General features: G+C 60.5%; 14 protein-coding genes. 9 read left to right on the top strand and 5 right to left on the bottom strand.

Translation table 11 applies throughout. The features are described 5' to 3' along the window. Nucleotides 1-45: 45 nt before the first annotated feature. Nucleotides 46-1080, bottom strand: a complete 1035-nt coding sequence (locus ACKUUJ_RS03300; RefSeq protein WP_409064656.1) for a hypothetical protein — start codon at nt 1078-1080, stop codon at nt 46-48. An 8-nt stretch (nt 1081-1088) separates the two neighbouring features. Next, nucleotides 1089-2162 (bottom strand): hypothetical protein, encoded by a 1074-nt coding sequence (locus tag ACKUUJ_RS03305; RefSeq protein WP_409064657.1) that lies wholly within the window; start codon nt 2160-2162, stop codon nt 1089-1091. Between the two features lie 311 nt (nt 2163-2473). Here ACKUUJ_RS03305 and ACKUUJ_RS03310 point away from each other — a divergent pair, with 311 nt between their 5' ends. Next, nucleotides 2474-2599 carry a hypothetical protein gene (locus ACKUUJ_RS03310; protein WP_409064658.1) on the top strand — a complete coding sequence of 42 codons (126 nt, stop codon included), beginning with the start codon at nt 2474-2476 and terminating at the stop codon, nt 2597-2599. A 118-nt stretch (nt 2600-2717) separates the two neighbouring features. Here ACKUUJ_RS03310 and ACKUUJ_RS03315 read toward each other — a convergent pair whose 3' ends face one another. Next, on the bottom strand, nt 2718-4844 hold the full coding sequence (locus tag ACKUUJ_RS03315) for a hypothetical protein (protein WP_409064659.1): 2127 nt from the start codon (nt 4842-4844) through the stop codon (nt 2718-2720). A gap of 207 nt (nt 4845-5051) precedes the next feature. Between ACKUUJ_RS03315 and ACKUUJ_RS03320 the strand changes: the two genes are divergently transcribed. From ACKUUJ_RS03320 to ACKUUJ_RS03330, 3 genes are all read left to right on the top strand, one after another. Next, nucleotides 5052-5762: a TetR/AcrR family transcriptional regulator gene (locus ACKUUJ_RS03320; RefSeq protein ID WP_409064660.1), complete on the top strand. Its 711-nt coding sequence runs from the start codon at nt 5052-5054 to the stop codon at nt 5760-5762. Nucleotides 5763-5774: 12 nt separating this feature from the next. Then, nucleotides 5775-10562: an acyl-CoA dehydratase activase-related protein gene (locus ACKUUJ_RS03325; protein WP_409064661.1), complete on the top strand. Its 4788-nt coding sequence runs from the start codon at nt 5775-5777 to the stop codon at nt 10560-10562. A gap of 416 nt (nt 10563-10978) precedes the next feature. Further along, entirely contained in the window at nt 10979-11938 is a 960-nt protein-coding gene (locus tag ACKUUJ_RS03330) for a 3-hydroxyacyl-CoA dehydrogenase (protein ID WP_409064662.1), read from the top strand. Nucleotides 11939-12270: 332 nt separating this feature from the next. On the opposite strand, the gene ACKUUJ_RS03335 is transcribed toward ACKUUJ_RS03330, so the two are convergent. Together ACKUUJ_RS03335 and ACKUUJ_RS03340 are read right to left on the bottom strand one after the other, a co-directional pair. Further along, nucleotides 12271-13410 (bottom strand): DUF389 domain-containing protein, encoded by a 1140-nt coding sequence (locus tag ACKUUJ_RS03335; RefSeq protein ID WP_409064663.1) that lies wholly within the window; start codon nt 13408-13410, stop codon nt 12271-12273. 214 nt (nt 13411-13624) lie between these two features. Continuing rightward, nucleotides 13625-15328 carry an OPT/YSL family transporter gene (locus ACKUUJ_RS03340; protein WP_409064664.1) on the bottom strand — a complete coding sequence of 568 codons (1704 nt, stop codon included), beginning with the start codon at nt 15326-15328 and terminating at the stop codon, nt 13625-13627. Between the two features lie 192 nt (nt 15329-15520). On the opposite strand from ACKUUJ_RS03340, the gene ACKUUJ_RS03345 reads away from it, so the two are divergent. The 5 genes from ACKUUJ_RS03345 (at nt 15521) to ACKUUJ_RS03365 (ending at nt 20694) form a co-directional block, all read left to right on the top strand. Further along, the gene (locus ACKUUJ_RS03345) at nt 15521-16372 is read left to right on the top strand and encodes a type III pantothenate kinase (protein ID WP_409064665.1); all 852 of its coding nucleotides are present in this window, start codon (nt 15521-15523) and stop codon (nt 16370-16372) included. An 83-nt stretch (nt 16373-16455) separates the two neighbouring features. Continuing rightward, complete coding sequence (locus ACKUUJ_RS03350) at nt 16456-16980, top strand: dCMP deaminase family protein (RefSeq protein ID WP_052044088.1); 525 nt, start codon at nt 16456-16458, stop codon at nt 16978-16980. A 175-nt stretch (nt 16981-17155) separates the two neighbouring features. Continuing rightward, on the top strand, nt 17156-17434 hold the full coding sequence (locus ACKUUJ_RS03355; protein ID WP_409064666.1) for a NifU family protein: 279 nt from the start codon (nt 17156-17158) through the stop codon (nt 17432-17434). Between the two features lie 109 nt (nt 17435-17543). Next, nucleotides 17544-18365 (top strand): prolipoprotein diacylglyceryl transferase, encoded by an 822-nt coding sequence (gene lgt, locus ACKUUJ_RS03360; RefSeq protein WP_195403854.1) that lies wholly within the window; start codon nt 17544-17546, stop codon nt 18363-18365. Nucleotides 18366-18510: 145 nt separating this feature from the next. Continuing rightward, the gene (locus ACKUUJ_RS03365) at nt 18511-20694 is read left to right on the top strand and encodes a DUF6020 family protein (RefSeq protein ID WP_409064667.1); all 2184 of its coding nucleotides are present in this window, start codon (nt 18511-18513) and stop codon (nt 20692-20694) included. The last annotated feature ends 14 nt before the right edge of the window (nt 20695-20708 follow it).

Consider the following 20708-nt stretch of genomic DNA (forward strand, 5'->3'; position numbering starts at 1 on the left):
ATTCTCGGAACATCTGCTGCCTTGAAATTCTGTCTGCGGCATTCGCTAACGAGCACGATGCCGATATATATCCAGCCAAATAGGCTCTTCCTCTTTGTTGTCGGTGCACGCTTCTAGCAAGTCATCTATCCGGTCCAACCCGATCGCTTGCAAGGCCGCGTATTCTTCTGGCAAGGGCTGCGTTACCTTTCTCGCTCTGAATACGGGTGACAGCATCAGGTTCGTATGTGCCCATCCGGCAAAGCAGCTGCCGTAGGGGATTGAGCCACATCTGATCTGCCCATCGCCATCGGGATACAGACAGTCCAATTTCGAGTTTGCTACCAGGCAATAGCAAGGTCCCGGCGCCCATGGCCGGCAGTCGATCTCAAGAATGTCGCCCTTTCTGTACGGCGTGGGCAGGTCGACATATGCCCCCTTAAACCACGGGCCAAAGATTCCACCCACAATGCAGTCGAGCACCTCGCCACATTCGCCCTCTTCTTCCCTGCAGATGTACTGGATTTCACCGGAGGCGTTTGCGTAGTAAGTGTAGTCTGGCTGTAGAAAGCCGTCGTATGGATATGAACAGCTCGGGTCGTTGGCAAGGTTGAAAAGCTCGATCATCCAGTATGAGGACGATAAGTCTGTCATTTCGCTCCACTTGTCTGCGTATGCCTTCATTGCCGTAAGGGCGGCCTGCCAGGATGTCACGGGGAAGGGGCCATGCGTGATGGCGGATCCCACTTCGTTGCCGATAAAGCTAATTTCGCTAATAAGCAGCACCTTTCTGTTTCCGTCGACGGCCTTTAGCGCGTCTAGACAGCCATCGATATAGTCGATGCAAATCTGCCGATAGTGCCAGTAGAGGGTGTCGTCTGACGAGTTGCACCCGTCAGCAACCAGTCTGCCGAATAGCTCTCGTTTGCGGGTAATTTCAACCGGTGCTCCGCCGACAATCTGCATGTAATGGTCGCCACTCAGTAGCTGCGGATTATGCAGCAAATGCTCTTGCAGCTCCGGAGAGTCGATCAGGTTGATTATTTCTTCGTGCACGATAGTCTCCGGGTTGCCGGTGTGGCTTCTCGTAGATTCGGACATGGCGGCCTCTACTCAAATAGCTGCGGATACTTTTCCTTGAGCGGTGCCTGATCCAGACGTAGCTCTTCCAGGTTGCGTTTTGCCTTGCACTCCATCCTTATGGTGTCGATAAACGCGATGAGTGAGTCGACATACAGGTCGCCGCGCAGGTAGGCCTGGGCGGCGATTAAAATTCGCTGCTCGTCTTCGAGTGGTTTGCGATAGTACTCTAGATTCAGGTAAAGCGGGTCTGGCTCGCCGATGTAGAGGGGAAACGTCTCGTTGTAGGTAATCGAGCAGCCAGTGGCGCGCATGTTGCTGATATCCCCTGCATGGCGATAGTGCTCGAGGCGCTGCTGCGCATGATCAAGCCATTCGTCAGAACGGTCTGCCTGCCGAAGCTCTGCCTCAAGCTTTGTCCGGTCCCACGTGGGCAGATTGAACAACGTGAACGGCTCACGGGCACTGCCTTGCGGCGTCCAGACGATGTCGCCGGTGTGAAACGGCGTGGGGATATCGACCCAGATGAACTCGAATGCGATCTCCCAATCGTTCTCAATGGGGCCGGCCGAAGGGCAATAAACGGAAAGGGCCTCGCCTTTGCCGTTTGCCATGAGCCAATCTTCCTGGCGATGTTCTTTGTCGGCATCGAGCGGACACCGGGTGATGCGTACGCGTGTCTCTGGACGGCTCGCCAGTTCATCATCACCGCGCAACGCCTCGGCACATTTCTCATAACAGCTGAATGGCGCGCCGAAGGCCCCACAAAGTCGTCCGTCGGGCACAATCTCCTCTTCATACTGATAGACGTAGCCCGTCCCACTCGCAAACGCATCGACGCACCGCTTGTTGTAATCGATTGTCCAGCGCAAAAAAGCATGGAAATCGGGGATGGCCGGCCTTCCAAGACCGGCATGGGTTGCTTCCAGCGAACAATTGGGCATGGTTCGGGCGATCTCCTGCCAAGCTTCGCATTTCTGCTCGAGCGTGGTGGTCTTCGAAAACCAAACCAGATAGGCGGCCTCGATGGTGCTGGGCTGGAAGTCGATACTGCGCAGGTGCTCCCGAATGTCCTGGGAGTCGACGAAATCCAAGATGTCCATAGCAACCTCTAATTCGGTCGTTGCCGTTAGCATCCATCAGAGGTTGTGCTTTGTGGTCCCATTAACGGGTCTGATATGAATCTCGCGTCAAACATATTTTTGGAAACGCCACTGGTGCATGGGTGGCTGCGTGTTGAAAGGATTGCCATTCAAAATATGATGCTTGCCCTTGTGATGAATAGCACGGCTGCTTTTCTAAGCTGAACACGAACAAACATTCGCATATCTAACTGCGGTTTGATAGAATCGGTATCGTTGGCGGCAGTTCCATGTGCCGGGCAGCGCCCTCCATTTGATGGGAGGTGATGCCCATGGCCGATTTGATTAATTTCGTGAAGCTCCTGACCGCTTTGGTCTCGCTCCTCACGGCGCTCATCGGACTTTCCGAGGCACTCAAGCAACGTTCGATGCAACGAAAAAGGGGTCGCCGCCGCTAAGGCGTTGACCCCTTAATCCAAGCAACGGCGCTGCCCAGCTAGCTACAACTTGGGCTGCCGTCGACACTATTCTACCCACGAATGACATTTTGGACAATCGGTAGTGGCGTTTCAAAAACTAAGCGTAACTGGCGCAACCTCCCTCTAAGAAGGGATCGGCCGTCGTATCGAACAGCTCCGGGTAGCGGTCCTTGAGCCAGCTGTCTGCATCCTCGAAGCCGCGTGCCTTTTTCTCCGCCAGTGCTTGTAGCTCGTATGCGCTGGCCATCGCGGCGAGCGAATCAACCGCTAGGTCACCTCTGACATACGCCCTGACGCCGTAGAGGATTCGCTCCTCTGACTTGAGCGGCTTGCGGTAATAGTCGATGTCCAAAAGAAAGCCCTCAGGCTCCCCAATGTAGAAGGGGAAATGCAAGGCGGATGAGACTTGGCAGCCGTAGGCGTACATGTCACTGGTGTCGCCGTCATATCGATGCCAGCGCAATAGCTTGTCGGCCTTTTGAAGGAGGCGCTCTTTGTAGACGGAGGAAGCAAGCTCTTTGTCGACTCGTTCGGATCCCCAAGTTTGCAGGTCAAACAGCACCATCGGCTCGTCGGGGCGTTGGAGGTTGCAGACGATGTCTCCGGCATGGAAAGGCGTCGGGATATCAAACCACATGTCCTCGAAATCGATCGCGGTGCCCGCCTCGTCCCACTCGCCCTCGAACCGGTAGTCGCAGGACATCACCTCGCCGCTCGCATTGAGTAAGACCATGTCGTCGGCATAGTGGTCTTCGTCTGGGTCGATGGGGCGGCGAGTGATCTTGATCGCTTTTGGGCTGTCGCCTTCGAATTCTCTCCAGATGGCATCGAAGCATTTTTGGTAACTGCTGTACGGGCCGTAAAGAAGGTCGCATCGGTCGCGTCGGTCCCACGAGTAGTCCTCAAAGAAAAACAGACTCTGGCCGTCCGTCCTTTTAAAGTGTGCGAGCTTTCTTTGCTCCTGCCTGATGACATTGCGCAAAAAGGCATGAAAGTCCGGGATGTTGACCGTGTCATTTTTGCGGCTCATGGTGCAATTGGGCATATTGTCGATGATCTTTTGCCAGCCTTCGAGCTTTTGCTGCAATGTCGCTTTATGCGAGCGGTTGATGATAAAAGCCGCTACGGGCGTGGTGAGCTCGTAGTTGATTCGTTGAAGATGCTCCTTAATGCTGCGCGAGTCCAAAAACTCAAAGATGTCCGGACGAATATCCAGCTCACTTTGGCTGGTAGGCTTGCGGTGCGGCTGCAGGCAATCGTGCCCGACCGAGCCTTCGGACCACTGCTTGCCGTAGTCAGGGTTATCGTGCAGCTTCTGCGAAAGTTCGATCATAAAGGCGCAGTCGTCCGGCAGGTCGCCGGTGTAGCGCTCGGCGGTGTAGAGGGCAGAGGGGATGAAGGGGTCCAAGAGGCTGTCGCTGAAGGTGCCGGATGAAAGCGAACCCTCCTTAACACCATGATCTCTACTGGGCCCTGCGCACCAGATCTGCCCCCGGAGCGTGTGCTCGTAGTCATTTTCGAGCGCAATGGCAAAGCGGGGTCCGTGGTCGAAGGGGCGACCGTCGATTTTGAGGATGTCGCCCGGTACCCACGGCGTGTAGATAGGCTCGTTGTTCGTGCAGAACCGCCTGCTATCGTTTCGCCAGACGCTTTCGACATGCGATTTGCGAGTGCGGTGATTGCGCAGATCACGGAGGAATATAAGCTCGCCGTCCCTAGTTGCCGCAAACGTCAGGGAGGGCTGCGCCGTTTGGTGCTCGTGCAGGTCTTCCGAGGTGTAGAGATTGATCTTCCAGTACGATTCGGACCAGTCGTCGTCAGGATACTCTTCGATGTAGTGCTTCATGAGCGTTTGCGCGGCTTCCCAGGATGCGGTGGGGAAGGGGCCGTCAAGGGCATCGACGTCGCGCTCCTCCTCGTTGTAGAGCATGACGTACAGTAGGAGGATTCCGCGGTCGCGCTCGACGTTGTTGAGCATGTCGAGCGCGCAGTTGAGTTGGGCGAGATGCGAATCGATATCTTCGGTCAGCTCCGGCGAAACCTCTTTGTGGAGTTGCTCGAGCATGGTGCGCTTTTCATCAAGCGTCTTCAGCGACCCGGCGATGATCGGCGCTGGCCAGTATAAGTATTTGCGCATGTGGTTTCGCAGCTCTTGGCTTTTGATGCAGCTGAGGACGAGGTCTTTGCCGGCATCGGTGATGCCATCGCTTGCCTGATTGTTCATGTCGGCCTCCTTATTGATCGTTACCGGCATGATGCAACGGGTGCGGCTATTGTTGGTCCCATTAACGGGACCAAGTGGCGGCTCGATGTGACAAAGGGACTGTCCCTTCGTCACATCTAAAATATCGCCTTTACGTGTTGATGCACACGGTGTGCAATAATACTCGCACTGTGCAATAGCGCACAGGCTGAGTAACAGGGAGGACGCTTGTCCCAGCTCGAGAAATGCGATCGCCGGTCCCTTCGCTCGCAGCGTGCCCTTCGCCAGGCGCTTGCCAGCGAGCTTGCCGAAAGCGGTGACCTTTCGCGCGTTAACGTCGCGTCGCTCACCGAGCGTGCCGGCCTTACGCGCCGCACGTTCTATTCGCACTACCGCGATATCCCCGACTTTATCAATCAAATCGAGGACGGCTTGCTGGCCGAGATTCGTGAGCGCATTGAGCTCATCACCGCAGCTCAGCTGCCCGATCTCTATCACAACATCGATGAGCTCGAGCCGGCGCCCGGTTCGGTTGAGCTGCTGCGTTATCTTGCGGCCAACCGCGACTTAATCGGTGCGCTGCTGGGTCCGGGCGGCGACCAGGCCTTTATTAAAAGGATTATCGACACCGCGCGTGAGGCCGTAGTGCCGCGTGCACAGACGGGCATTTTGGGCCTGGCGCTGGGCACGTTCTTTGACTACTACGTTACCTACGTCGTGAGTGCCGAGGTCGGCATGATTCAGCGCTGGTTTGAGCGTGGGCTCACCGAATCGCCCGAGGCCATGGCGCGCATTATGACGGTGCTCGCTTTTGTGCGCCCTGGTGACCTGTATGGCCAACCCATCGATATCAACGTGCCGGAATACGGCATGAAGCTATTGAACTTGCAGCTCGAGGATGCGGCTGACACCGCTGCAACCGTCGAGTCCAACAACTAAGAGGAGAGACAGATGAGCAAACTCGTCGAGGGCATCAAGGACCGCATGATCGCCGCCGCACGCGAGGCCGCGCCCACCGTGGTGGACGCCGCGCAGAAGGCCGCGACCGCGGCTGCCGAGAAAGTTGCCGAGGCAGTTGCCGATGCCAAGAACGCGGCAGGGGAGGCGTCCGTCGCTAGCGAGCCCGCCCCCGCCGCTGAGCCCGTAGCCGCCACCGCCGTCCACGCCCCCGAAGGCGCGATCTTCAACCCCGAGAACGCTCGCGGCAACCTGCACCTGGGTATCGACGTGGGCTCCACCACCGTTAAGCTCGCCGTGCTCAATGACGACAACCAGATCGTCTACGCCAAGTACCAGCGTCACCACACCGACGTCCGCGCTTGCGCCCGCGACCTGTTCGAGGGCGCCGCGACGGTGCTGCCGACGGCCCAGATGACCTGCGCCATCACCGGCTCGGGCGGCCTGCTGCTGTCCCAGTGGCTCGACTTGGAGTTTGTCCAGGAAGTCATCGCCAGTAAGCGTGCCGTCGAGACCCTCATCCCGGCCACCGACGTCGCCATCGAGCTGGGCGGCGAGGACGCCAAGATCATCTACTTCGACAACGGCATCGAGCAGCGCATGAACGGTACCTGCGCCGGCGGTACGGGCGCGTTCATCGACCAGATGGCGACCCTGCTGCACACCGACGCGAGCGGCCTCAACGAGCTCGCGGCCAACGCCACCACCATCTATCCCATCGCCAGCCGCTGCGGCGTCTTTGCCAAGACTGACGTGCAGCCGCTGCTCAACGAGGGTGCCCGCCCCGAGGACGTCGCCGCTTCCATCTTCCAGGCCGTCGTGACCCAGACTATCTCGGGCCTGGCGTGCGGCCGTCCCATCCGCGGCAACGTCGCCTTCCTGGGCGGCCCGCTGCAGTACCTCTCCGAGCTGCGCCACCGCTTCTATCTCACGCTCAACCTGGACGAGGAGCACCGTATCGTGCCCCAAAACGCCCACCTGTTTGTGGCGAGCGGCGCCGCCATGGCGCACGAGTCCAATAAGCTCAGCACGTTCCCGCAGCTCATCGAGGCCATCGATGCCCTGGGCGACACACAGGGTGCCGAGGTCGAGCGCCTGGATCCGCTCTTTGCCACCGACGAGGACTTTGCCGAGTTCAAAACCCGCCACGACCAGGAAGTCGTCCCCAAGGGCAAGCTCGAAGGCTACACCGGCCGCGTGTTCATTGGCATCGACGCCGGCTCCACCACCATGAAGGCCGCGCTCGTGGGCGAGGACGGCCAGCTGTTGCACACCTGGTACGGCAACAACAACGGCGACATCCTGGGCACGGCCAAGGTCATCATGGCCGATTTCTACAACCATATCCCCGCCGGCTGCACCATCGGCCACGTGACCACCACGGGCTACGGCGAGGCGCTGCTCATCGAGGCCCTCAAAGCCGATTCCGGCGAGATCGAGACCGTTGCGCACTTGCGCGGCGCCAAAGCATTCCTGCCCGGCGTCGAGTTCATTCTGGACATCGGCGGCCAGGACATGAAGTGCCTGCGCGTCAAGGACGGCGTTATCGAGCACATCATGCTCAACGAGGCCTGTTCGTCGGGCTGCGGTAGCTTTATCGAGAGCTTCGCCGTCTCTATGAACATGGACGTGCGCGCGTTCGCCGATGCCGCCATCCATGCCAAGGCCCCCGTCGACCTGGGCAGCCGCTGCACGGTCTTTATGAACTCGCGCGTCAAGCAGGCGCAAAAGGAAGGCGCCACGGTGGGCGACATCGCGGCCGGCCTGTCCTATTCCGTCATCAAGAATGCCCTGTTCAAGGTCATTAAGCTGCGCGATCCCAAGGAGATCGGCAGCCAGGTAATCGTTCAGGGCGGCACCTTTATGTCCGATGCCACGCTGCGCGCGTTTGAGCAGCTTACCGGCGTTCACGCCGTGCGTCCCGACATCGCCGGCTGCATGGGCGCCTACGGTGCGGCCCTGCTCGCCCGCGATCGCGCCGGCGCCGACGGCACCTCGACCATCCTTTCGGCTGAGGATATCGCGCACCTCACCGTGACGCAAAAGCATGTCCGCTGCGGCCGTTGCTCCAACAACTGCCAGCTTACCGTCAACGACTTTGGCGGCGGTAGGCGCTTCATTACCGGTAACCGCTGCGAGAAGGGTGCCGGCCACAAAAAACAAAAGACCGAGGCTCCCAACCTCTTCAAAAAGAAAAATGAGCTGCTCTTTAACCGCGAGGTGCTGAGCCCCGACGAGGCCCCGCGCGGCACCGTCGGCATCCCGCGCGCGCTCAACATGTACGAGAACTACCCCTTCTGGCACGCGTTCTTTACGCGCCTGGGCTTTAGCGTGCAGCTGTCCGACCAGTCGAGCAAAAAGACTTACCAGGCGGGCATCGAGTCCATGCCGTCCGAGAGCGTATGCTATCCGGCCAAGATGAGCCACGGCCACGTGATGAACCTCATCGACCGCGATGTCGACTTTATCTGGATGCCGTGCGTGCGCTGGGAGCGCAAAGAGGACCCGACCGCCGGCAACTGCTACAACTGCCCCATCGTCATGAGCTACCCCACGGCGCTGGCGCTCAATATCGACGAGATTCGCGAGCAGAACATCGAGTTCCTGTACCCGTTTGTGCCCTATCACGACAAGACCGAGCTCAAGCGCCGCCTGTACCAGGTGCTCGCCGTCGACCGTGTGGCCGATGCTGAGGCCGGTCGCGGTCACGTGCGCGGTCCTAAAATCACGCGCTCCGAGGTCGATGCCGCCGTCAACGCTGCCTTTGAGGCCGATGCGCGTTTCCACGAGGACATCCAGACCATGGGCGAGGAGGCTCTTAAGTGGGTCGAGGACCACGGCGGCCACGGCATTGTGCTCGCCGGCCGTCCCTACCATAACGACCCCGAGATCAACCATGCCCTACCCGAGCTTATCTCGAGCTTTGGCTTTGCGGTCTTTACCGAGGATTCGCTCGCGCATCTCGTGAAGCCCGAGCGCCCGATCCGCGTCGTCGACCAGTGGATGTACCACAGCCGCCTGTACGCCGTCGCCCGTTTTGTGACGATGCGCAACGATCTGGACCTGATCCAGCTCAACTCCTTCGGCTGCGGTCTCGACGCCCTGACTACCGATCAGGTGCAGGAAATCCTGGAGGCCAGCGGCAAGATCTACACCGTGCTCAAGATTGACGAGGTGTCCAATCTGGGCGCCGCGCGCATCCGCATCCGTTCGCTCATGGCGGCGCTCAAGGACCAGGAGGCCGAGCGCCTGGCCGTGGCCACGGCCGCGGGCGAGGCCTACGAGCAGGGCGACGCTGCGCCGGTGGCGCCTTCCACGGATGCCCCCGCGTTCGCGAGCCGTAAGTACACGTTCGAGGCGCAGCGCGAGAGTGCTTCGACCGCGTGGCCAAAGGTGCCCTTTACAGAGCAGATGCGCGACGAGGGCTATACCATCCTGTGCCCGCAGATGGCGCCGATTCACTTTGACCTGGTCAAAGAGGTGTTCCGCGGTGCCGGCTACAACCTGGAGCTGCTGCCCTCGACCGACCACGACGCCGTCGAGGCCGGCCTGCGCTATGTGAACAACGACATCTGCTATCCGTCGATTCTGGTGACGGGCCAGATCATGGAGGCCATCGAGAGCGGTCGGTACGACCTGTCCAAGACGGCCGTGGTCATCAGCCAGACCGGCGGCGGTTGCCGTGCCACCAACTACATCGCGCTCATCCGCAAGGCCCTGCGCGAGAGCGGCCACCCCGAGATTCCGGTGATCTCGCTTTCGGCCGTGGCGCTCGGCGAGGATAACCCCGGCTTTAAGATTACGCCGGCGCTGCTTAAGCAGGCCGTGTACGCGGTGCTCTTTGGCGACGTGATGATGCAGATGCTCTACCGCTGCCGTCCGTACGAGGCCACGCCCGGTGCTGCCAACGCGCTCTACGAGGAGTATATGGCGCGCGCCCGCAAGTTGGCGCCCAAGTTCAACCGCCACAACTACACCAAGCTGTGCCGCGAGGCCATCCACGCGTTCGATACCATGCCGCTCGTGGGCGAGGGCACCAAGCCGCGCGTGGGCGTGGTCGGCGAGATCCTGGTCAAGTTCCACCCTACGGCCAACAACCACGTGGTCGATGTCATCGAGCGTGAGGGCTGCGAGGCCGTAGTACCGGGCCTGCTCGACTTCTTCCTGTACTCCATGAGCAACGCTGAGTTGCAGAAGGACGAGTTGGGAAGCTCTGCCACTACGCGCGCTGGTATGCAGGCGCTCATTAAGCTGGTGGACTGGATGCGCACGCCGGTGGAAGAGATGCTCGAAAAGTCCCGCCGCTTTGAGGCGCCCGAGCGCATCGGCACCATGGCCGACAAGGCCCGCACGGTGCTTTCGGTGTGCAACAACATGGGCGAGGGCTGGCTGCTCACGGCCGAGATGCTCGACCTAATCGACCATGGCGCGCCCAACATCATCTGCACGCAGCCCTTCGCGTGCCTGCCCAATCACGTGGTGGGCAAGGCCGTGATCAAGGAGCTGCGCCGTCAGCATCCCGAGAGCAACATCGTTGCGGTGGACTACGACCCCGGTGCATCTGAGGTCAACCAGCTCAACCGCATTAAGCTCATGATCAGCGTGGCCAAGGAAAACATGCGCGCCGGCAAGGGCTTTAAGCTCGAGAAGGTGGCGCCGCTCGCGATGGACGAGGTCACCGGCCAGATGCGTGCTCATGACGGCTGCGCGAGCTGCGGACCGGCCAGCGAGGACGTCGTGGCGTCGGTCGCCAAGCGTCTGGGACGCGGCATTAAGAAGTAGACGGTCTGCTATGGGCTGGATATGAGACAAGCGGGTGGTAGCCGTACCGGCTACCACCCGTTTTTGCTGGACATATGTTGCGCAAACGCCCTGACTATCGCCCTTTGCGAACTCAGATTTCAGAAGTATGCGGCAAAATCTGAATAGGCCGAGCACACCGGATATATCCAAGCCCTGTACCTGTGGTTTTATTGGCGGAAAACCGGGGTGTGCTCAAGGGTTCCGGAATTTGCCGCATACTTCCGCAAACGACGTCTCGGTGGCACAAAAAATCGCCCTCGAAACCCTGAGATAATGAACAGGTGTAGCCGTTCGCGGCAAAATACCGTCCGTTTATAGAACCCACCCCCATCGCGCGTCATCCTTACGGTTGAATAAATACACATCTATGGAATTACGTAAGAGAGGACCGTTCCATGAGCTACAAGACCGTTTGTGTTGCCGGTGGCGGCGTGTTGGGAAGCCAGATTGCCTTTCAGGCTGCCTACTGCGGCTTTGATGTGACGATTTGGCTGCGCAGCGAGGGCAGCATCGGCCGCACCCAGCCCAAGATCGATCATGTGCGCGAGGAGTACATCGCGGCAATCGAGGGCATGGCGGATGGCACAGGCGAGTGGTGCGCCGGTATCGCCGATAGCGGCCAGCCCTTCGACAAGGAGGCGGCACTCGCCGCCGTCGAGCGTGCCTACTCCACGCTCAAGCTGGAGCTCGATCTTGCCAAGGCCGTAGCCGATGCCGACCTGGTCATCGAGTCTATGGCCGAGGACACCCAGGCAAAGATCGACTTCTACAAAAAGCTCGCCCCGGTTCTCCCGCAAAAGACCGTCGTCGTGACGAACTCCTCTACGCTGCTGCCGAGCACCTTTGCCAAGTACACTGGTCGCCCCGAGAAGTACCTGTCGCTGCACTTTGCCAACTCCATCTGGAAGAACAACATGACCGAGGTCATGGCGCAGGGCCAAACCGACAAGCGCTACTTCGACGAGCTCGTCGACTTCGCCAACGACATTCGCATGCTTGCCCTGCCCGTCAACAAGGAAAAGAACGGCTACCTGCTCAATTCCATGCTGGTGCCATGGCTGCTTTCGGGCCTCGACTTGTATGTCTCGGGCGTGAGCGATCCCAAGAGCATCGACCTCGCATGGACGCGTGGCACCGGCGCCCCCAAGGGTCCGTTCCGCGTATTCGACACCGTGGGCATCCAGACGGCGTACAACATCGTCATGCAGTACCAAAAGGTTCCGGGTCTGGTGAGCCCGCTGCTCAAAAAGATGATGATGCCCTACAACTTTAAGGCCATGGCATCCGTCCTCAAGCAGATGCTCGACGAAGGCAAGCTGGGCGAAAGCTCGGGCGAGGGCTTCTTCAAGTACTAAAAAATGATCCCTCGGGGATCCCTCGGGGACGGAGGAAAACGGATCATCGCATTCCTGCGTCCCCTGTGCATCTTGCGACTAACAGCTCCAGCTGCCTCGAGCCTAAGCTAGCCTTAAGAGGCGTTTGTTAAGCTTCGAGTCATAATTGGACAGAGCTTGGCAAGTGCCCTGGAATATGAAGGAAGCGGCAGCGATGGAATTCTTCGATGGTGACGACATGGGATCGAGTAGCGAAGACGGCTGCGACGAAACTGCCCCGTTTGTCAAAGTCGACCCCTTTGGCGCCGATACCCTGAGCTGCTATGTGCGCTTTGCAACATCCCGCGCCGGCATCACTCCACGTCAAACTCCACGCGACCGAGTTCGGGCACATTGAGGTCGATGAGCTTGCGGGCGACGTGACGGTCGTGTGCCCCAAGCGCCTCGCTTGTCGTCACATGGGCGACAATCTCGCGCTCGACGATGCCCTCCTCGTCGCCTTCGGCGGCTGAGGTTTCGACGGCGACGGCGTAATCCTTAAAGCCCGGCAGCACCGCGGCAAGTTCGCGCGTGGTTTCGGTGACGCCGTAGCCGTCCTGCACGCCGGCCTGCGCCGAGCCAATGGACCCCGCGGTCATAACGATGCAGGGGATGGCAAAGATCACCGTACCCACGATGATGCGGCGGCGCACCTTGTGTGACAGCTCGTTGACCTCGGCGTTTTCCTCGGCAGTCACAATACCGTCGTCGTTGAGGTCGCGCTTGAGCGGCACGCGCAAAAGAAGCAGCACGGCTTCGGCAGCCAGTGCGATAAAGACCACGTTGATGCCAAACTCATAAAGTGCTGAGAGAAACAGTGACCCACTTGCAATGGCGATTCCATAGCCCGCCGCGCACAGGGGCGGCATGAGCGCGGTTGCCACGGCCACGCCGGCGATGAGCGTGGCGGGTTCCTGGTCGCGTGAGTTGCCCAGCCCGCCCGCAAAGCCGCCGGCGAGCGCGACAGCGAGGTCCCACACGGTGGGCGTCGAGTTGTCGATAATGGCGGCCGTGGTGGTGCCAAGGGGCGAGAGCCTAAAGTACAACGTGGATGTGACCAGGCAAAAGGCCATTTGCAGCGCAAGGCCGGCGACGGCTTCGACGGTAATCTCGCGGTCGAGCGTGGCGATGCCGTATGCCATGGCAAGGACCGAGCCCATGAGCGGGCAGATGAGCATGGCGCCCACAATGGCGATGTCCGAATCGATATCGAGGCCGATGCTCGCGATGAGCATGGCGATGATGAGGATGCACAGGTGAGAGCCGGTCAGGCGCGCCCCGTTTACAAAGCGCTTGCGAATCACGTGATAGGGGGCGCGACCCTCGCGAATGTTGAGTGCGCGCCTCAGGAAGCGGCCGGCGTTCTCCATGACCTCGCTATAGGCAGGGCGGATGCCGTGGCGCCGGTGATGGCGCTCGCGCAGTCGCTTGAGCTGCTGGTTATCGAGTTTCATGTTCACCTCGCTTCGCCGCGGACTATGCATCGCGCCCGCTGCCTCTACTCTACACCGCGGCAGGCGGGGTGGTCATCTTGACGTGAAACTTAGACGAGTAGGTAAAGGGGGCACGTCAAATGAGGTTGAAGCCGAGGGTTTCGGCAGATACAGAAAAGCGCGGGGTCGGATGGTCTCCGACCCCGCGCTCTGCACGGGTACGTTGTTGTTGGGTTTAGCCCAGCAGACTCAATCCCACGGAGACAAACGCCAGGATAACGCCGACGATGGACTCGCCGCCCAGCAGGCCGCTGGCAACGACCAGGCCCTGCTCCTGGAAGGCGGCATCCTTGGCAGCCTTCTCCTCGTCCGAAAGGCCTGCCTCGGCGTCGCGGTGTGCGGCCCACTTGTCGTAGGCGAGCTTGACGCAGGAGCCCAAGAAGGCCGTGAGCGACATGTAGAACGGCAGGTACACGCCCAGACCGATCATCATGGCCGGAATGCCGAGCCAGTACATGACGATGCCGGCGATAAAGCCGCCCGCAAACCACGGCACGCTCGGGATGCCCGAGACCATGGTGGCGACCACGCTTGCCTGCGCGGCCACAAAGCTCTTGTCGGGGCCGAAGGCGTCCGGACCATAGGCGGTGACGAGCGCGACCATGACGGCGGCAGCGACCAGGGCGCCCACGATGCCGCCAATGGCCTGGCCGACCCACTGTGCACGCGGGTTGGTACCCAGTACGGCTCCGGCCTTAAAGTCGTTCATGACGTCGCCCGCAAGGCCGCACGCCACGGCCACGATGCCGGCGATAAAGAACAGCTTGACCTGCGCGAGCTGCGCGAAGGCTGCCACGATGAGCATGACGATGAGGCCAAAAATCTCCATGGGGTCGATGCCCGTCTGGCCGCAGCTCTGCGCGCTCATGATAGTGGTGACAAAGGTGAACAGCGTGACGATGACGGCCGGAACGGGGCCAAGGTCGAGCGCGATGGCAACGATCACGGCGATGGCTGCGGTGCCCAGGCCGATGATGCCGGCGTCGAGCTTAAGCGAGCCCGAGATGAGCGACTGCTCGTCGGTGTCGGTGGAGCTGTCGGCGGCGAGGCCACGGACGATACCGGCGACCTGCGGCAGGATGTCCTTAAGGACGACGGCGACGCCAAAGCCCATCATAAGGCCCATACCGAGGGACTTAACGATACCCTGCGCGGTCACAATATCGAACAGGCCGGCAGCGTTGCCGCCAACGATGATGCCAAAGTTGCCCAGCAGCGCGCCGGCAAACCAGAAGGCGACGGGGGCAAAGCCCACCAAAAAGCCGATGGACAGCAACATGGGCGAGTTGTAGATGGCAAAGGTCACGCCGGGGATATTGAGCGTGCACAGCATGCTGGGCACCACGCCCAGGGCGTCGCGCAACACGCTGTAGATGCCTGCAATGGCCATGGAGCCAAAGAGCTGCTTGCCGGTCTTGCCGCCGGCCTCGGTGGCGCGCAGGGTCTGAGCTGCGGCGTTGCCGGTGGGGAACTCCAGCGCGGCGTCCACGATAAAGTGACGGTGGATGAGTGCCGTGGCCAGTAGGCCCAAGATGGTGCCGGCGAGCGCCACGATGAACATGTCGAGCCAGCTGATCTGGTCGGCATAGCCCAGCATCCAGGCGCCCGGGATGGTAAACGCCAGGCCGCCGGCGACCATGGCGCCCGCAGACATGATGGTGTGGGTGACGTTGGCCTCGTTGAGGCTGGCGTTGCCCATGAGCTTCAGGAAGAACAGCGAAATGACGGCAGCGAAAATGATCGGCCAGGGGAGGGCGCCCATCTTGAGGGCGGTATAGGCCGAGCTTGCCGTGATGATCACGCAGCCAAGGACGCCGATGACGACGCCGCGCAGCGTGAGTTGACCGCGCATCGAGGTGCGGTTCGAGGGATTGCTCATATAGAACTCCTTTGCGTATATCCGCTTCCCCCGCAAGCGCCGCTACGGATACGGCGCGGGAAGTCGGGTTACCAAGGGCCGCCGCGTGAGCTCGCGCACGACCGCGCACCAGTATAGCCGCAAGCTAGTCATTTTGGGATGACTGGTTTAGGGAGGCGATATACTGCTGGGCAGACGAAAGGAGCGCCGACGATGCTTAATGGGTGCGCATATATATTGACGGTCGACGTGGGCAACACGTTCATTCGCTTTGGCCTGTTTGCAGAGGATTCGGCCGCGGCGCAGGAATGCCCGCTTGCGACGTGCGAGATCACGACGCCGTCGAGCATCACGGCCGACGAGGCGCGCATGAGGCTCACGCAGGTCATGGGCGCACTGTCAGCCGATGCGGGCATGTCGGGTGCGCTCGTTCCCGCAGCCGCAGTGCTGAGCTGCGTGGTGCCGGCACTCGAGTGCCCGTGGAAAGCGGCGCTTTCCCGCATCTGCACAGGGCGCGTGCTCACCGTGGGGCCGGGCCTCAAGACCGGTATGCCCGTGCACTACGACGATCCAGCAGAGATCGGTCCCGACCGCATCGCCGACGCCGTGGCGGCCCGTGCCGTCTACGGCTCTCCGTGCATCGTGATCGACCTGGGCACTACGACCAATATCGAGGTCATCGATGCGCACGGAACCTTTGTCGGCGGCGTCATCGCGCCGGGTCTGGCGCTTGGCGCCCGCTCGCTTTCGGCCGCTGCGGCGCGCCTGCCGCAGGTCGAGCCCTCGGCACCCACGCATGTGATCGGTCGCAACACGCGCGAGGCCATGCGCTCGGGCGTGGTCTTGGGCGAGGTGGCCCGTATCGACGGCATGCTCGACATGGTGCTTGCCGAGATGCGCGCGACCAAGGCGGCGGGGGAGGGCAGCGTGCCCATCGTCATCACCGGCGACGATGCCGAGGCGCTCGCGGCGTTGGTCGGCCACAGCCTGACGGTCGATGACGCGTTGACGTTTCGCGGCCTGGCCGAGCTGTACCGCATCAACCAAAAGCCCCGTCGCGCGTAGCGATGGGGGCGGTGGGACAAAAACGTCTCCACCTTCCACCTGCTACAATGTGTCAAACTATTGCGATTTCGGAGGTGTCTGCCATGTCGGACGATCTTCATCAAACCGCGTCGGGCAAGCGCCGCGACGTTATTAGCTGGGATGAGTTCTTTATGAGCGTGGCCATCGCCGCGCAGCGCCGCAGTAAGGACCCCAACACGCAGGTGGGCGCGTGCATCGCCAACACCAATCACCGCATCCTTTCGGTGGGCTACAACGGTACGCCCTCGGCGCTCAACGACGACTTTTTCCCGTGGGGTACGAGCGATGATCCACTGCAGGACAAGCATAACTACGTAGTCCATGCCGAAGCCAACGCCGTGCTCAACTACCGCGGCTCGCTCAAAGACCTTGAGGGCTCCACGGTCTACGTCACGCTGTTCCCGTGTCATGACTGCGCCAAAATCCTGGCGCAGGTAGGTGTGGGCGAGGTCGTCTACCTGGACAATAAGTACGCCGACACCGACGATGGCCGCATCAGCCGCCGCATTCTCGACTCCTGCGGCATCAGCTACCGCCAGGTCATCGTCGATGTCCAGATTGGTACCGGGGGACAGGCTCAGCAGTAGCGGCAGTGTGTGCTAGCGCCGGGCGTCGGCAAAAGCAGCTAAAAAGCCCCGTCCCAAATTGACTGCTCGTGAAAGTCGTGTCCGCGCGCATGGACGGCTCGTGAGCGGGTACACGGCTGTAGTAACATAGCTCTGTCTGCGGGCGCGCCCGCGTTATTGTGAGAAAGGAGCCCCTGTGGCTGTTAACGAAGAGCTGCTTAAGAAGGTTCTTGAGGAGATCCGCCCCAACCTGCAGGCTGACGGCGGCGATATGGAGTATGTGGGCGTCGACGACGAGGGCGTCGTCCAGCTTGAGCTTCAGGGTGCCTGCGCCGGCTGCCCTATGAGCGCACTGACCCTGTCCATGGGTATTGAGCGTATTCTCAAGGAGCACGTACCCGGCGTTACCCGTGTCGAGCAGGTCAATGCTTCCGGCGAGGCCGAGGACCTGTACGACGAGTACGCGCCGTTCTAAGATGCGAAAGCTGCGGGCGATGTGCTCCGCATAGACGTCACGCCCAAATATGCGGCTGCGAGCGAAAGGCCCGCGGCCGCATTTGTATGTAGGGAGCAGGGGGACCGATATGCTCAACGACCTCTACCATATGCTTGATCCCGTCGCCATTTCGGCGGGGCCCATCACCATCTACTGGTACGGCTTGGCCTATGTGGTCGGAGCTCTGCTCACGGCGGTCGTCATGTATCGCACGCAGCGTCGCTGGGGTTTCGACATTACGGTCGACGACCTGACGAGCGTCGTGGTCGGTGTGGTCTTTGGCCTTATCATCGGCGCCCGCCTGTTCTACGTCATCTTTTACGGCGACGGCTACTACTGGGCACATCCGCTCGAGATCTTCGCCACCAACGAAGGCGGCATGAGTTTCCACGGCGGCCTCGTGGGCGGCATCATCGGCGGCGTGCTCGTGTGCCGCGTGTACAAGCTCGATGCCTGGACCATCGCCGACCTTGCCGTTATCGGTGCTCCGCTGGCCCTGTGCCTGGGGCGCTGTGCCAACTTTGTCAACGGAGAGCTGTGGGGCAAGCCGACCGATTTGCCCTGGGGCGTGATCTTTGGCGGTACCGCGGGCGATATGCCGCGCCATCCCTCCCAGCTCTACGAGGCGTTTCTCGAGGGCATTGTGCTCTTTTGCATCTTGCAGGTGCTCAGCCGCAAAAAACCGCTGCTGCCTCAGGGAACGTTTATGGGCGTGTTTGTGATGGGCTACGGCATCGTCCGCTTCCTCATTGAGTTTGTGCGCGTGCCCGATGCCCAGCTGGGCTATCTGCTGGGCGGCGTCATCACCATGGGTCAACTGCTGAGCCTGCCGCTCGTGATTGTGGGCCTGGCGCTCGTCATCTTTGCCCTCCGCCGCAACCGTCCCCAGCGCGTCTACCTCGATGCCTAGCCGCCACATACCACCACAAAGGGGTAGGCACCTTGGGGGTGGTTTTGCCGGGCAACGATGACAGAACCGTAACGTTTCCCCAGATAAAACCTGCCAAAATAAACCTGTCCCTTTTTGGCAGGTTTCTAGAAAGGCTATTCGGACTGTGAAGGATTCCGACCTCTCCGCAACGGCTGCGCGCGACGCCGCCCGCATCGTTTGGTTTAAGCGCTATCCCGCCAAGCAGACGCTCATCGCATTTTTGCTCGCCCTGCTGGCGACTACGGCGTTTTCCATCGATCCCGCCCCGGTGTCGAGCAATGCGGTCCTGGCGATCGACCCCAAGGCGACGGGCACGCTCTACGTGTGCTACGAGGTACTTCTCTCGTTTGCCGGCCATACCGACGCAGTGATGCTGCTCGCGCTTGCCTGCTTGCTCACGCTGCCGTTTCGCTATGTGTTCTTTGGCCGCGGTGACGCTTGGCGCCCGTCGGTCGTGCTGCCATCGCTGTTCTTTGCCGTTTGCATGGTGTTCGGCCGTAGCTACGACCTTACCGATTCGGCAGAGATTGTGCTGGGCGACAAGGCACGCGTTATCTGCGCCTGGATTGGCGGCGCGGGCTGGATGCTTCTGGCGATTGTGGCCTTCTATCTGGCTTTTGAGTTTTTGGATTGGTTGAGCTCCCGCCGCATTCCGTTTTCGGAGACCCACTTTGGTCGCGTGTGGCGTGTTGCCCACGCCGTGCTCTCGGTTCATCCCTTTGTCGGGCCGTTTCTTGTGCTCATGATTGTCTGGGCGCCCACGCTTATCGCCTCGCTGCCCGGCCTTTTTATGGGAGATACGGGTGCGCAGATTCGCCAATGGTTCAACTATCCCAACGGCACGAGCGACTACCTGCGCCTGCTTAACCCCAACGTGCTACTCAACGGCCATCATCCGGTGGTGCACACGGCCATCATCGGCTCGTGCTTGCAACTGGGGCTTTCGCTGTTCAATAGCGCCAATGCGGGCCTTGCCATCTACACTTGTGCCCAATTTGTCATCACGGCCGCCTGCATGGCCTATTCCATATCGTCGCTGCGCAAGCTGGGCGTGAGCCTGCCGGTCCGTGGCGTCACCTTGCTGTTCTTTGCGTTTATGCCGATGTTCTCCAACTATGCGGCGCTGCTGACCAAAGATGTGCTGTTTGCCGACGCGTTTTTGGTGCTGTTGGTGCAGACCGTGAAGCTCGTGGCATGTGGCCTGCCCCGTCGCGATGCCAATGCCAAGCGCGCGGGCGAACAAGCGCCTGTGCTCTTTGCGCGCCACGACTGGCTGTTGCTCGTGCTGGGTGCCATGGGTTCCACGTTTTTGCGCAATGGCGGCCTGGTCTTTCCGTTGGCGGCTTGCGTGATTGCGGCGGCGTTTTGCGCCTGGGACGCGCATGTGGCCCGTCGCGTGGCCAAACAGTCTGGCGTCACGCCCTCGTACGCCACGCCACGCTTCCGCTGGGTCGGCGTGCTCGCAGTGCTCGCGCTCTGCCTTGTCTCCAACATGTATTTCACCAAGGTATTTATGCCGGCTCACGATATCACGCCGGGCTCCAAGCGTGAGATCCTCTCGATTCCGTTTCAACAGACGGCACGCTTTGTCCAAAAGCACGACGGTCTTAATTCGGGCGTTAACCCCAAGGTCAAAGACGATGGCACGATTGAGGAAGCTCCCTGCGACGGCCTGGTGACCGATGAGGAGCGCGCTGTGATCGATCGCGTGCTTAAGTACGAAAACCTGGGCCGTCGCTACAACCCCGACAAATCGGATGCCGTCAAAAACTGCTTCAATGAGTACGCTTCGCAGGAGGACATCAAGGCCTATTTTAAGGTGTGGGCCCAGATGTTCAAAAAGGACCCCGAGTGCTATATCTCGGCGCTCGTCAATAACTACTACGGGTACTTCTATCCGAGCGCTCGCGATGCGTGGGTCTACAGCACGGCGCGCAGTGCCGAGATCATGGCGAAGCCCGATAACCTTAAATACTTTGACTTCCATCCGGTCGACAGCAAAGCCGTGCGCTGGTGCGACCACCTGATTAACCTGTACCGCGTGGCGGTGCAGCGCATTCCGTTTATCTCGCTCACCATGAGCTCGGCCACCTACGTGTGGATCATGATCGTCGTGGTGGTCTACCTGTTGCGCCGCCATTCGTGGCGCGCGCTGGCCATCTGGATACCGCTGCTGGGTGTGCTCGCTGTGTGCCTGATTGGTCCATGCAACGGGTCGACCTACATGCGCTACCTGTACCCGGTCATTGCATGCATGCCTTTCGCCATCGGCGCCACGATCACCCGCAGCGACCGCCTGTGGACCTAACCAAAGATTGGCGC

It is taken from the genome of Collinsella sp. wc0583 (assembly GCF_046116915.1).
Taxonomy (GTDB): Bacteria; Actinomycetota; Coriobacteriia; order Coriobacteriales; family Coriobacteriaceae; genus Collinsella.